Origin of the sequence: Mucilaginibacter gossypiicola (assembly GCF_900110105.1) — a bacterium.
Taxonomy (GTDB): domain Bacteria; phylum Bacteroidota; class Bacteroidia; order Sphingobacteriales; family Sphingobacteriaceae; genus Mucilaginibacter; species Mucilaginibacter gossypiicola.
This window is the reverse complement of the sequence record NZ_FOCL01000009.1, coordinates 142,422-155,838: the sequence shown is the minus strand read 5'-3', so window position 1 is coordinate 155,838 and position 13,417 is coordinate 142,422. Positions and strand designations below refer to the sequence as shown.

Here is a 13,417-nt window from a genome sequence, read left to right as displayed (position 1 = left end):
ATTAAAATTTAATCTTAAACCATGAGAAAGTTCTTATTACTATGCTGTATGTTTATAGGATTGGCTGCAGCAGGCAACGCACAAACCAAGCCAGGAGCAAAACCTGTTGAAAAATCAAAAGAGCTGCAAAAGCAATTGAAGCTTACCGATAAGCAAACCGAAAAAATTGCGGTAATATACCAGGAATCATCTGATAAATTTGAAAAGATAAAAGCTGCAGACAAAGGCGACAACACCAAGATGCTGGTTGATATTAAACCATTACGCGCGACTACCATTTCAAAGATTAAAGCTGTTTTAACCAAGGGACAGGCAGTAAAGTATGATAAGCTTTTAAAAGGTGCAAAAGCAACCGGCGGCAGTGGCTGGGGCGACGGCTGGAGCGCTACCAACGGTCAATGAGCCAACTATACTATAAAAACAAAGGCCGCTTTTTAAAAAAGGCGGCCTTTGTTTTTATGATACAGGAGCGTTGCTTTATTGGAGTAATTGGAGCGCCTTTTCTTTGGCGGCGTCAACACCATTTAAAAGATCTTTAATAGTTGGTTTTACTATTATATCCGGGTTAATGCCAATGCCAACAAACTCCTTCCCATCTGCATAGGTATCATGCTTGCCGCAAACGCGGGCAACGCCGCCGCCGGGCAAATTAAAAGATACCGGCTGACCGGTACTGCCGCCTGTAGGCATACCAATTAGTTTACCCCTTTTCATATAATCAAAAGCTACAGTAAAATCTTCGGCCGCCGAAAATGTGCGTGGCCCTATCAGTACAACCACAGGTTTATCATAAAATATCTTTTTGTTAGGGCTCCATTCGCCAAAGCCCATGTCTGTCCATGCAGGTTCGGCACCGGGTCTTGATGCCAACGTTATAAATTTTGCGGCCGAGGTTTTGAAAGGTTTGTCAGTTAGCCTGTTAATAATATTATAGCCTATACCGCTGCTGCCGCCTCCGTTGTACCTGATGTCGATAATGAGCCCCCTGGTTTTTGCTATTTCAGCAGTATAAAGCGAATCAAATTGTTTAGCGATACTGTTATCCTCAAAATTGTTAATGGTAAGATAGCCAACATTGTTGATGGTTTTATATTCCAGCGTTTTAAGCCCTTTTACATCATGATAACCCGTGCGGGCTATGGTTTTACTGATAACCTTGCCTTTGGTTGTCTTAAACTCTATGTTGAGAGGTTTATCTTTTGCCCCGGCTAACAGGGCATAGCTAAACTCGCGGATTTCGAGGTCTTGCGGAGTTGAACTGCTTTGGTAGGGTTTGACATTTTTTTCGGCATAATCTATCACCGGTTCGCCATCAATCTTTAATAATTCTAATCCGGGTTGTATACCTGTTTTAAAAAGACTATCGCTAAAAACCTGGGTCACAAATACCCTGCCTTCAATTAATTGAGTACGGAACGGCGGGCGGGAATAAAACTGCCCCGCTAAAGCATCCGGAAAATAAACATTAGTATGCCCATCCTTTAACAGCGCGTAAAAGCTGATCAATACCTTGTAATAATCGGCGGTGGTTTTAGTTGCTGTAACTTTTGGCAGATAATCAAGATAGGTTTGGTTCCAGTCGATACCAGCATGAACAAAATTGACAAAATTGTATTTAGCCTGCGACCATAGCAGTGATAATCCGGCAACCTTTTCCGCATCCGTGAGATTGTCTTTGTATGATGTTTTAAAAGCTTCGTTTTGCCATAATGCCTTTTGCCTTTTCATCTGATCCATTATAGCCAGATACCTTGGCTCCTGGGCAAGAGGGGCTAATAAAGGAAAATTGTCCATGTTATCGATAGGGTAGCTTGATCCGCTAAGGGCAAATCTGTTCTCTAAGGCCATTATCGCCGAATCTTTTTTACCGGCCACTGTATATGACTGGGCCATATCAAGATAAACATCATAGGCGCGGGCTTTTAAATAGAAGTTACCATTCGCCAGTTCCTTTATCGGCAGACTATCTAAAAAAACAAGGGTGTGTTTTAAAATACCAATGCTTCGGTTAAGTTCGGCAGGGGAGGGATCTTTTTTCTCCCACAGGTCGTTGGCATCTGAGCGGTCCTGTTGGGCTTTATCATAAGCCTGCATGGCCGATAAATGCTGCTGGCTCACAGCCTTAAATGTAAAAACTGAGGCTAATAAGGTGATAAGGATTAATTTGTGGTTTTTCATGATGTTTGGTTTAGGAGGTAAATTATTATTATTTGTTTACGGCATTAATTAAAGGAGTTTTTAAGATTAATGTATTTATGCAGATCTTTTGAATTGAGGCCTTTTTGTTTCATGGAACTCACGTATTGCGGGGTAACATCCGCCATTTTGAGTAGGATAAGATCTTTTACCGGCACATTCTTAAAGCCAAGATCATTGAAGCCTTTAATAAAATCCGGTGTGATATCTTCATGCTTCATACTGATGATATCGGCCAGTTCAATGTCCTTGTAGCCCAGGTTTTGAAAGCTCTTTATGTAATCGGCAGTAATGCCCCGGGTTTTAATGAGTACCAGTTCTGAGGCTTTGATATTTTTATAGCCCATGCTTTGGTAACTTTTAATAAACTCAGGACTGATATCATATCGCTTAAAGCTTGGTAAATAGTCTGCCGGAATATCATTGAAACCTATTGTACGATATTGCTTTATAAAATCTACAGTAATATTTTGACTGCGCAGGCCTATCATGTCAGCAAATGTGAGGTTGCTGTAACCCATGGTTTTAAGGCTGTCAATATACCCGAGTGTTACATTGTACACTTTAAATGAATGAAGTTGCGAGCCGGTAAGATTATACCCTGCGCTTATTAATCCACGCAGATAAGTGCTATCTACCTTGGCATACCTGGCTGACAGGAGCTCGTCGGGAGGAGGGAGCAGACTGGTTGTATCGCCTTGTGCCCTTCCTATTTTGCGAGCACTTACAATACTCCGTATATACTCTGGTGTTATTTTTTGTGATTTAAAGCTTGTTAATTGCTGCAAGGTTAAGTTCCGGTATCCGGCATTACGCATTTCGGATACAAATGAGCTGTCCAGTTTATTTATTTTAATCCGGGTGAGATCGCTCAATGTAATGTCCTTGTATTGCGCCCGCCAAAACCTCATGTCATTCTCAGTACCTCCAAAATATCGTAGTGCGGTCAAATCATTAACTTTTGCAGCTGTGTAACCATATTTTTTAAGTTTTTCAAGATAATCTATCTCTACGTTGGTTAATAACAGGTCAAGGAGCTCATGGAGCTCGATCTGTTCGAGACCTTCTTTTTGTAACATATCTACATAAGCTTTATTAGGTTTAAGCTTAAAACGACCAAGGCCCTCATCTCCGTCAAACTTACCGTTGAACAGAATGGTGCCGGCATCACGGGTTAGCGTAAAATCACCTTTTTGTTTTCGGGGCATGGACGAAAGGGCTTTCATGGGAACATTAAAGGAGTTATAATTCCAGTTGTGGCCTTTGGTTGTCACTTTGAAATCCATATTCATATTATCGCCATCACGGGCGGCAAACCAATAACCTTCCACTTCGGCATCAAAGTTTTTATATGCTGATGCGTTATTGGCCACTGGTTTGATGAAAGATGCCGAACTGTTAGTTGACTGAGCGCTATTAACAGGTTGGTTAAGCGCGCAAATAAACAGGCAAAACAGCGGGAGTAAAGTAAAATACTTCCATAAAATGTGCAGGTTTGATCGTTTGGCGTTCATCATGGTAATGCGTTTTTTCAGAAGTGACTGATTGTAATTGGTAGCTATCCGCAGAGAAAATTCGGGTACGGATACTTTAAGTAAGCTGAGCTGATAGGCTGCCTTGTCGGTATCGACACTGTTTAGCACTGCAGTATCGGTAAGGTATTCCAGGTTATTTTCCATTTCCTTGCGGTACAGCCATGCAAACGGATTAAACCACTGAAATACAATACATAGCTCGGCCAATATAATATCCAGGCTATGTAATTGTTTGGCATGTACTTTTTCGTGCAGCAGGATTTGGCTGTAGGTATCCCAATCGTAAGCGGCAGGGTTAATGAAAATGTAGTTGAAAAACGAGCAGGGCACCTTATTACCGTTGAGTTCAACAATGCGGTATCGGCCGTCAATTATTGATGAACTGGTGAAGGCTTGGTAAAGAGTACTGCCAATTTGTACCAAAAGGTTTAAGGCGAATATTATTACACCTGCCCAATATAGTATCAACAGCCATTTTATAACCTGTGTAACAGATAAGGTAGGTTTTGGCTGGGGTTTGGCTGTTACGGCTTGCGTGGTTTTGTCGGGCTGCTCCGGGGTTAAGATGGTTTTTTGTGCAGGCTCTTCTATTAGTTTTGCCTCAAACGTTTCTGTTTGCTGCGATTGTTGTATTAAAGCAGGCTGATTAACCGGCTCCTCGCCCTTTTGTACCGACCATTTAGCTGGAGGCCGTATAATTGGGGTCAGAAAACAGAATCCTAAACAACATAGTAGTATATACCGGTTTAAACGGTAAAACGTTTCGCGTTGCAGCAATAGTTTGTAAAACAATAAACAAACCGCCAGCAGCATGGCTACATACAGCAAATAGGGTATCATTTTTTGTTTGATTTAATGATGTCGATAATGTCATTCAACTCATCTTCGCTTATTTTTTCTTCTTTGGCAAAAAAAGCCAGCATTCGTGGGTAGGAATTATCAAAATACTGGCTCACGATATCTTTCATGGCGTGTTTTTGGTATTCCTCTTTTGATACGGCAGGATAATACTGGTAGATATTGCCAATGGTATCATGCGCAAGAAACCCCTTTTCTTCAAGGATCTTGACCATGGTTGCCACCGAGTTGTAATGAGGTTTAGGTTCAGGAAGTTCCTGTATAATTTCTTTGATAACAGCTTTCTCCAGGGTCCATACTGCCTGCATGATCTGTTCTTCGCGTTTAGCTAATTTTTGCATTGGTTTAGTGATATAAACAAACTTAATACTAATAAATTAGTAATGCAACTAATTTATTAGTATTTGTACTAATTTATTAGGAGTTTGTTCGTTTTTGGGAAAATACCCATATGAGTTTATAAATAAGGGAGGCAAAGCGGTTTTAATCCAGTATCTCTATAGGGCGATCAAGTACATTTCTTAACGGGATCTCTTTGCTGGTTTTATCTTTATTAATGTAACTTAAACTAACCGGCACAAGTATTGGCCCGCCGGTAACAAACCACATGGATGGGTCTCCGTCGCCTGTTACCCTTCTGAAACCTTCGCTAATATAAAGTGGAATAAGCCACGCGCTACCGGTATCCATAACACCGAGATCCAGCTGCATCTGGGTTTTATGAGGCGGCTTGCCGGCGTTTTCAGGATTTTCAAATTTATTGATATCGGTAGGATCGTACATTTCGCTTACCTCATCCAATTTCAAATGGTTAATATCAAGTTTTACCGATTGGGCTTTGCCTTTACCGGCTTGTTTAACTATTAAACAGGCTACCGATCTGCCCGAAAGCTTTAATTTATTTTGTTTGTATAAGGTAGTAAAATCTTGTAAGTAAGTACTTGGTAATCCATAATCGGGATGATAGGTATTGGTAGTTATAAGATTATCAATTTCGTTCTTCATCACCGGGTAAACCAATGGATTGCCGTCCATTTGTTCCGTTTCTGCCTTCATTTTATTATACGAGGCTATGCTCATTTCGCCATAACCAATCTCAAATTTTGCACTGGCGGTATCTAATTGTTTGGCAAGGCTATCAAGCTGTTGTTTTTGTATGCTGTTATGCTGTTGACGGTTGATAAAGAAATAGATATTGCCGGCTATCAAAATGCAGCCAATAACCATGAGTACAATGGCCAGGCTATTTTTATTTGATTGTGTTTCGTTGTTTTCCATCGTTCATATTTCAAACTATCCGCGTCCCTGTACACCTTCGGCTAAGCGTACCGGGCTTAACATTTTTCTGATCTTTAATGATTGCCGGGCGGTATCTGCTGGTTCGGCGAACCGGATATTATCCGGCAGGAAAATAGTTTTCGACTCAATTTTCCACTGCCTGTTGGTGTTAGTTGGGCTTGGTTTATCATAGCTAATAAACAACGGAATTAAAATACCCTGCCCTGTTGAAAGGGTTGAAGGTAATTGTATAACCTGTTTTACCGCCGGGGATTTGGCCCTGATCTGGCTGTCATAATCATTTTGGGTTTGATTATCTTCTGTAATGGTGAGTGGTTCTTTGATATTAAGCTTGCTCAAATCAAGTTCGATATTTGATGCGTCGCCTTTGCCCTTGTTCTGGATCATAAGGCAGGTAACAAACAAATCGAAATCGGCAGCTGCGGTATCACTAAATAGCTGATCTGTTTTTTGAAGTTTATTGTCAGATATTTCGTTGGTTAAAATAGGATAATCCAAATAGAAGGCATTCTTTTTCCGGGCGGCACTATCACTCCCGGCCGTTGCATAAATATCACTGGTCATGCTGATGTATGAGATTTCCAGCTTAGCCTTAAGATCGGGGTTTACAGGTGGGGACGGACTCTTTTTTAGTAAATTATATCCGGTAGTTAGCAAACCCAGGATAACAGTGATTACGCCCAGTTTTAATTGCAGGCTTTTCCATGGGGCATCTTTGTCTGCTGCTTTCTTTTTGGCCATGCTTCTTGTTTGTTAATATGGTTAGGTGATGCGTTTGGAGCTGTTCTTTATAAAATTAAATATAATAATCGGTTCACACAGGCTGGTTTGTTATACAATTTTGTTTGCAAGAAGTTAAACCGCAATGTATTATAGCTATTAAGGTATCGAAAAAGAATACATAAAAAAACAAAAATTTAATAATTGGTTAATAATGATTGTTTTTTATGTTAATATTTTTGAGTATAACTGTTTATTTTTATGAAAAAATACCTATGCCTTATTACAGGGGTACTGTTCATCAGCGCCTGTTCAAAAAAAGATAACCTTCCAACGTTTCCTGTTGGCGCAAAATCTGTAGTAAAAGATGCCGGTTTAATCAAATTTAAAGCTATCCCATTAGCCGATAATCAGCTAAAAATGAGCTTTATGAAAGACGACGATAAAACTCCGGCAAAAATTTTATTAAAGGCAGATACTACAACCCTTGCAACTATGCCGGTAACGGATGACGGTTCGGGCTATGTTTCGGCTACTTTTAATTATGCTTTTAAGCCCGGTCAAACTTATAATTTCAGGGTACAATCATCGGCTGGTAAAGACACAACGTATGAATACAGGATACCGGCTTACACACACGTGTACATCAAAAAATATAACTATCAAAAAATACTCTCCTTAAAATACAACCAGGGGCCGCAGGGTTTTGATCTTTCTCCATCGCGGAGGTATATGTTTATCCAGGATGATATCAACAATGTTATTCAAACCAGCCGGATAGACCTGCAAACACTTGCTGTTGATAAGGTGGATTTTGATTTGACTGGTAGCCCTATCAGGGCGGTATCCGATCATGAGCTGCTTGCCTTCGGTAATAAAAGCACCCTAAATGTGCCGGCATATACCGATCCTGATAATGACGCAATTGTATTGGCCGGTATGATATGGATAAAAAGCAATCAACCTTCGTTGACATTGTTTCCTGGGGTTATGGCCGTATTTCACGTGTGATTAATGATCATGTTATGGTAACCAATCCTGTTTTTAGTGCAAATACCGCGTCGCTTATTGATTTGTCGAACTTGTCGAAAGTTAAATACTCGTTAAATAATGTTGATTTTACGGCTATTGATCAATATTCATTCGGTCACCTGCTTTATAAGAGCATGGTGGTAAATACAACTAATGGTTCATTCGCCACGCCATTAAATCTTGGTGATGGTTCGGGCTTAATTGATATTGATGATGCAACGGGATACGCTTTTGTTGCCTCGGTGCAAAAGATTGCCAATGGCGAATTGACTACAGGGTTTAGTGTTTATAAAGATAAAGCACTTGTTTACCAGTCGGATTTTAAATACGGACGCTCAATTTCTTTCCCGGTGATCTATAACATTAAAAACGACGTAGTAACCTTTTACCAATATTTTGGTTTCGACACCCAAACAAATATCGACGGATATTACACTCTTAATTTAAAAACCAAAGAGTTGAAACTCATTGATGTTAGTAGCTCATCGTACGCCGGTACAGATTATCAGCTTAAGGATGGTTCAGTGTTTTCGGTAAGGATGGATGGTGTTTATAAGTTAACCACCGTTAACTAATTTATTGATAGCGTGCAAATAGCCCTTGGTCAAAAACCAAGGGCTATTTGTTTTAAAATGCCTCATTCAATCCCAAAAAGAACCCTTTTGATCCGTACCGGCCAAAGGCATAGTCAAGGCAAAGATTGGTGCGGGTTGCTTTGTTAAATAGCACACGCAAACCACCGCCATAACCCGGCTGCCATACCTGAAATATTTTAGTGCCCGATTCATCATTGGTTGTTTGCAAGTTGGCAAATGCCACGCCGCTTACAAACTTATTCCTGAGTATCGGAAAACGGTATTCTACTTCGGAGTAGTTGTATTGTGTGCCTTTAAAATATTGCACAACATAACCACGACCGCTGCGGAAACTCGGGTCTTTGCCTGTACCGGGGAGCTCAAGATAGGGGATGTTACCGCTGATGAGGTATGAACCCCAGTTCCAGAAAGCAACCACATGTTCGGGATTGGTTTCTGACAGGCTGAAATATTTTCTGAAATCGGTAGTGAACTGTACTGCGTTTTTGGAGCTACCCATCCAGCTTTGATTAATGCGGAAGCCTGCATCTGCATAAATTCCGCGGTAGGCGCGGTTTTGATTATCACGGGTAGTGTATTGCAGGTTAAAAAGCAGGCCATTAGCTGCGTAATGGTCACGGGCAAAGCCATGCCGGTCGCTGTAAATATTGTAGGGCGTAAGATCAGTTGTTGATTTGGTATCCTCAATTTTTCGCCTGATATCAAAAGACGCGCCTGCACCTAAAAACAATCCCTTATCTATCTCTTTGTATACCTTTTCCCGGATATTATAATATTGCGAATGCAGTGCCCTGCCTTTACGCTCGGGATTGGCCAGCACCTGGTCGGCTTCGCTGCCGCTTGATGCCTGGCCAATTCCCAAACCATAATCGGGCGAAACCGTTTTGGCTGCAACCAAATTGCCCTGAAAATTCCATTTATTACCCGGTGTATATACGTTATGATTAATATAAAAGTAAATAATCCCCTTAGTGGTAATGGACGCCGATGTAGCCGCAACCGATAACAGCGTATTTGGATCAGTGCCCAGTTTTTTACCTGCTACAGCCTTGATGCCAATTTGCGACCCGATGGTTGGGTTAGATGCAACGTTGGGTATAACCGTAATACCCGATGATTTTTTATTTGGCGCATCGGCCGGCCGGCCTGGATGCAGTACGTTACGAACAAGGTCGCCAAAGTCATATTGCTTGTATAAAGTATCAGTAGGCTTGGCCGGTTGTTCTTTTTTTTCTTTAATGCGCAGTGAATCGGCCTTTACCGAATCGGCAGGCACCTGTACCTGGGCACAGGCATTTATTGTGATGCCTGTGAATAGTATAAATAAAACCGTCTGTAAAAGCAGGATAGAAATTTTATATGATGGTTTGTGATGCACGCTAACGTATATAAATGTTTAAAATTCAATTTATTAACTGTTAATTGTGATGTGGTTAGCTCAATTTTAAACCCCAAAAGCTGTAGAATGTTTGAACTTTAAATTTTACAATGCATTAAGGCAATGGATTTAGCTGCATTATTTTTTTGTTCCGGTTAAATATTGCTACCTTAATGTTCTCTTGTTGTAAATCGCAGAAAATCAGTTCTGTACTGCTAAATCTTAACCAATTATGATCATGAACGTACCTTACATTCGTTTTGTGGCTCTCATTATTTTTATGCTTGATGCCTTTTCTGGATTAGCACAAAGCAATCAGGGCAAAGCAGACACCGTTGACCGCAAATGGTGGAAGGAGGCCGTAGTTTACCAGGTTTATCCCCGAAGTTTTAAGGACAACGATGGAGATGGCATTGGCGATTTAAAAGGGATCATTTCAAAACTTGATTATATCAAGAGCCTTGGCATTGATGTGGTTTGGCTTAATCCCATCTATAGTTCACCCAATGATGATAATGGATATGATGTAAGTGATTACCGCAACATCATGAAGGATTTTGGTACGATGGATGATTTTGATGCTTTGCTTAAAGGTATGCACAGTCGTGGCATAAAACTGGTGATGGACCTGGTAGTAAACCATAGCAGCGACGAGCACGAATGGTTTAAACAAAGCCGGAGTTCGCGCAATAACCCGTACCGTGAATATTATCATTGGTGGAATGCCGAGAAAGGTAAGCCGGCATATCGCTATAGTTTATTTGATGTTAACCACGATGCCTGGAGGTATGATTCGCTTACCAATGCTTATTATCTGCATTATTTTTCGCGCAAGCAACCTGATCTTAACTGGGAAAATCCAAAACTCAGAAAAGAAGTATATGGTATCATGAAGTTTTGGGCCGATAAAGGGATTGACGGTTTTAGGCTGGATGCTTTTCAATTTGCTGCGAAGGATACTACGTTCCCTGCATTTCCGAAAGGGTTTGAAAAAAACTTTACCCAATATTATGGTGTGCAGGGCAATTTGCATGGTTATCTGCAGGAGATGAACCGGGAAGTGCTCAGTAAATATAACGTAATGAGCGTAGCCGAAGGTGCAGGCAATACATTTGAAGACGGACATAATTTAGTTGATGCCGATAGAAATGAACTGAACATGGCTTATGCTTTTGAAGGTGTAGACATTGCCAGGCCCGAGGGTTATAGCGTAACGCATTTAAAACAGGTATTTACCAGATGGGACAGTGCTTTTGCGGCAAAAGGCTGGTTGTCGATATTCCTGGCCAACCATGATCAGGCACGGTTGGTAAGCCGGTTCGGAAATGATAGCCCCGAATTTAGGGTTGTATCGTCAAAAATGCTGACTACTTTTTTAATGACCATGCGCGGCACGCCCTATTATTATAATGGCGATGAGCTGGGCATGACCAACGCCGGTTTTACAACAATTGAAGATTACCGCGATGTACAAACGCTAAACGAATACCAACGGCAGAAAAATATCGGAGCAGATTTACCGGCATATTTAAAACGGATAGCCTTTGAAAGCCGGGATAATGGCCGTACCCCATTTCAGTGGAACAGTACTGCTAATGCCGGATTTACCACCGGCACACCCTGGATAAAAGTAAACCCGAATTACAAAAACATCAACGCCGCAGCTCAGGAAAAAGACGCCAACAGTATTTTAAATTACTTTAGGCGGATAGTAAAACTCCGGAAGGATAACCTGGTGCTGGTATATGGAAAGTATACCCTGCTTGATGCGCAAAACCCCGATACTTATGCTTACACCAGGGAGTTGAATGGCAGAAAACTATTGGTGCTTTTGAATTTTACCAGTAAAGCAGCTTCGGCACAAACGGGTTTGGATTTGAACAATGCAACCGTTTTGATAGGCAATTATCAAAAGCCATCAAAAAACGGTACCCTGATGCCGTACGAGGCGGTGGTTTATGAGTTGAAATAGGAGGTGCGTTTATTTTAACGTAGAGACGCATCACATGCGTCTCCCTTTAAAGGTCGTTTCACATAAGGATTGCGCAGCGGCAGGCGCATGTGATGCGTCTCTACATTAATTTTATCTTACCACCAACGATATTCGTAACACCCTCGGCTGATCCCCCATTGCAGGGCCACCCCAGTCTGTTTCATCGCCATTAAGGATGCGAAGCGATTTGAAGACGCCGTGATCATATTGGCCTTCTTCAGCCTTAAGGTATTGCCATGCCTTGCCGGTGTTGCCGCCTGCGGGGTGGAAAGTAATCCGGCAGTTTGTCCCGGTCATGATAAATTTATTTTCATCAAGGGTAACTATCATGGCTTTGCCGTTATGGTCTTTGTTAGGCTTAAGTTCGCCGCCACGGCCGCTGCCAAATTTTATAACAGCATCCCAGGGGCCAAGGTTAATGGTTTGCTCCGCACCATCCTCGTGTTCAACAACGGCTTTGATCTTATTTTCAAATGCCCATTGCGCCAGCTCCCGCATCATTGGTGATGCCATGGCATATTCATCTGCAAAAGGAGTAAGGCGTTCGGCCAGATGATCATCGTTTGAGACATCACCATTATTATCTATCCCGAAAGGAGAAAACCCTATACCACCATGAGCCAAAACATCATAAAAGTATTTGGCATTATCAGCAATTAAACCTGCTTCGGGTACAAAAAGGGTATTGTCTGCACGGGTATACAGGTCTATCACTTTTAAAACCCTTTCACTGCCGGAGAGGTAAATATCAGGGGCAAGCAAATCGATAGACGGCGCTGCAGCTTTCCAGATCGGGATCACGTTATCTGTTGCACCTCCGCTTTCATAATGGGTTGCAGGTGGATTGGTAAGCGGATCGCGAAGCGCCACATTCACATACAATGGCAATGGATATTCGGCTTTACCTGCAGCAGCCACTTGTTCAATGAACCGGGCTATCGACCAGGCCTGGAAATATTCATCGGCCCTCTCGCCAAAAACTTTGGCCCATGGGCCTTTTGTGTTCTCGGGTACATTCAGCGTTTTTAGTATAGCTGGTTTTAACAGTTCAGGAGGTATATCTGCTTCAAATAATTTTTGCGCCTTAGCTGAATAGTCCCGGACGGTATCCCATGAACCGGGTTCATTTTCAACCTGTACCATGATAACGGTATGTTGTGTGTCTGCCTGTTTTAAATAATGCATAACCGCCGAAAACGCTCTGATGTCCGCATCCAAAGTAGCCTTTGAATGTGGTGATGGAGAATCAATTGGCTTGCCTGTTTTTCCTGTGATGTTAGGATATTTTTCGGCGTCGCGCTTCATCCATTCGGGCATGTAATGGTTACTGCCGTTTTTCCAGGTACCAAACCACAATAACACCAAATGCACGTTGTGCTGCCTGGCTTGGGTAAGCAGCATATCAACCAGCGAAAAATCAAACTTCCCGGCCTGGGGCTCTATCTGTTCCCAGTAAAGGGGTACTTCGAGCGTGTTAAGGTGCATCGCATCTGCCGATTTCCAGACCTCCGGCATTAACGCCGGCCATGCGCTTGAGTTATGCGCCTGGCCACCAAGCATTAAAAACGGTTTTCCATCAACCAAAAACGCGTGCCTGCCATTTTTTTCGATAAGCCTGGGTAATGATGTATCATGAGTCTGGGCAAAGGTTTGGCTTCCTGCAAAAAACATTGCAGTAAGCAGGAGTGTGTATTGAGCTTTTTTGCCAATTATTTTAAGCATGGTATCAAAGGTTTATTGCCAGGCCAAAATAATTACAAAACAACGCTTAAGGTAATACTAAATAAACCGTTTATGGTTAAAAATATAC

The 13,417-nt window shown here is 41.7% G+C and carries 11 protein-coding genes; 4 read left to right on the top strand and 7 right to left on the bottom strand.

Going from position 1 to position 13,417, the window contains the following annotated elements:
- Positions 1-21 precede the first annotated feature (21 nt).
- On the top strand, positions 22-402 hold the full coding sequence (locus tag BMX50_RS25500; protein ID WP_143065265.1) for a hypothetical protein: 381 nt from the start codon (positions 22-24) through the stop codon (positions 400-402).
- A 75-nt stretch (positions 403-477) separates the two neighbouring features.
- Here BMX50_RS25500 and BMX50_RS25495 read toward each other — a convergent pair whose 3' ends face one another.
- The 5 genes from BMX50_RS25495 to BMX50_RS25475 form a co-directional block, all read right to left on the bottom strand.
- Positions 478-2,178 carry a S41 family peptidase gene (locus BMX50_RS25495; protein WP_091216634.1) on the bottom strand — a complete coding sequence of 567 codons (1,701 nt, stop codon included), beginning with the start codon at positions 2,176-2,178 and terminating at the stop codon, positions 478-480.
- Between the two features lie 44 nt (positions 2,179-2,222).
- The gene (locus tag BMX50_RS25490) at positions 2,223-4,571 is read right to left on the bottom strand and encodes a M56 family metallopeptidase (protein ID WP_091216630.1); all 2,349 of its coding nucleotides are present in this window, start codon (positions 4,569-4,571) and stop codon (positions 2,223-2,225) included.
- Positions 4,568-4,930: a BlaI/MecI/CopY family transcriptional regulator gene (locus BMX50_RS25485; protein WP_091216626.1), complete on the bottom strand. Its 363-nt coding sequence runs from the start codon at positions 4,928-4,930 to the stop codon at positions 4,568-4,570. The genes BMX50_RS25490 and BMX50_RS25485 overlap by 4 nt, the downstream gene beginning before the upstream one ends.
- A gap of 142 nt (positions 4,931-5,072) precedes the next feature.
- Positions 5,073-5,867, bottom strand: coding sequence for a hypothetical protein (locus BMX50_RS25480; RefSeq protein WP_091216622.1), 795 nt, complete (start codon positions 5,865-5,867; stop codon positions 5,073-5,075).
- 15 nt (positions 5,868-5,882) lie between these two features.
- Positions 5,883-6,629 (bottom strand): hypothetical protein, encoded by a 747-nt coding sequence (locus BMX50_RS25475; RefSeq protein WP_091216618.1) that lies wholly within the window; start codon positions 6,627-6,629, stop codon positions 5,883-5,885.
- Positions 6,630-6,869: 240 nt separating this feature from the next.
- Here BMX50_RS25475 and BMX50_RS25470 point away from each other — a divergent pair, with 240 nt between their 5' ends.
- Together BMX50_RS25470 and BMX50_RS25465 are read left to right on the top strand one after the other, a co-directional pair.
- The gene (locus BMX50_RS25470; protein WP_091216613.1) at positions 6,870-7,619 is read left to right on the top strand and encodes a hypothetical protein; all 750 of its coding nucleotides are present in this window, start codon (positions 6,870-6,872) and stop codon (positions 7,617-7,619) included.
- Complete coding sequence (locus tag BMX50_RS25465) at positions 7,553-8,215, top strand: hypothetical protein (RefSeq protein ID WP_143065264.1); 663 nt, start codon at positions 7,553-7,555, stop codon at positions 8,213-8,215. The genes BMX50_RS25470 and BMX50_RS25465 overlap by 67 nt, the downstream gene beginning before the upstream one ends.
- A 52-nt stretch (positions 8,216-8,267) precedes the next feature.
- On the opposite strand, the gene BMX50_RS25460 is transcribed toward BMX50_RS25465, so the two are convergent.
- On the bottom strand, positions 8,268-9,614 hold the full coding sequence (locus tag BMX50_RS25460) for a BamA/TamA family outer membrane protein (protein ID WP_244281101.1): 1,347 nt from the start codon (positions 9,612-9,614) through the stop codon (positions 8,268-8,270).
- Positions 9,615-9,852: 238 nt separating this feature from the next.
- Between BMX50_RS25460 and BMX50_RS25455 the strand changes: the two genes are divergently transcribed.
- The gene (locus BMX50_RS25455; RefSeq protein ID WP_091216986.1) at positions 9,853-11,586 is read left to right on the top strand and encodes a glycoside hydrolase family 13 protein; all 1,734 of its coding nucleotides are present in this window, start codon (positions 9,853-9,855) and stop codon (positions 11,584-11,586) included.
- Between the two features lie 111 nt (positions 11,587-11,697).
- On the opposite strand, the gene BMX50_RS25450 is transcribed toward BMX50_RS25455, so the two are convergent.
- On the bottom strand, positions 11,698-13,329 hold the full coding sequence (locus BMX50_RS25450) for a GH35 family beta-galactosidase (RefSeq protein WP_091216605.1): 1,632 nt from the start codon (positions 13,327-13,329) through the stop codon (positions 11,698-11,700).
- Positions 13,330-13,417 lie beyond the last annotated feature (88 nt).

What these genes read in the sequence shown, in the direction of transcription:
- BMX50_RS25485 (WP_091216626.1), bottom strand. Translation starts at nt 4,930, where the DNA reads ATGCAAAAATTAGCTAAACGCGAAGAACAGATCATGCAGGCAGTATGG.
- BMX50_RS25500 (WP_143065265.1), top strand. Translation starts at nt 22, where the DNA reads ATGAGAAAGTTCTTATTACTATGCTGTATGTTTATAGGATTGGCTGCA.
- BMX50_RS25455 (WP_091216986.1), top strand. Translation starts at nt 9,853, where the DNA reads ATGAACGTACCTTACATTCGTTTTGTGGCTCTCATTATTTTTATGCTT.
- BMX50_RS25475 (WP_091216618.1), bottom strand. Translation starts at nt 6,629, where the DNA reads ATGGCCAAAAAGAAAGCAGCAGACAAAGATGCCCCATGGAAAAGCCTG.
- BMX50_RS25450 (WP_091216605.1), bottom strand. Translation starts at nt 13,329, where the DNA reads ATGCTTAAAATAATTGGCAAAAAAGCTCAATACACACTCCTGCTTACT.
- BMX50_RS25470 (WP_091216613.1), top strand. Translation starts at nt 6,870, where the DNA reads ATGAAAAAATACCTATGCCTTATTACAGGGGTACTGTTCATCAGCGCC.
- BMX50_RS25465 (WP_143065264.1), top strand. Translation starts at nt 7,553, where the DNA reads ATGGATAAAAAGCAATCAACCTTCGTTGACATTGTTTCCTGGGGTTAT.
- BMX50_RS25495 (WP_091216634.1), bottom strand. Translation starts at nt 2,178, where the DNA reads ATGAAAAACCACAAATTAATCCTTATCACCTTATTAGCCTCAGTTTTT.
- BMX50_RS25490 (WP_091216630.1), bottom strand. Translation starts at nt 4,571, where the DNA reads ATGATACCCTATTTGCTGTATGTAGCCATGCTGCTGGCGGTTTGTTTA.
- BMX50_RS25480 (WP_091216622.1), bottom strand. Translation starts at nt 5,867, where the DNA reads ATGGAAAACAACGAAACACAATCAAATAAAAATAGCCTGGCCATTGTA.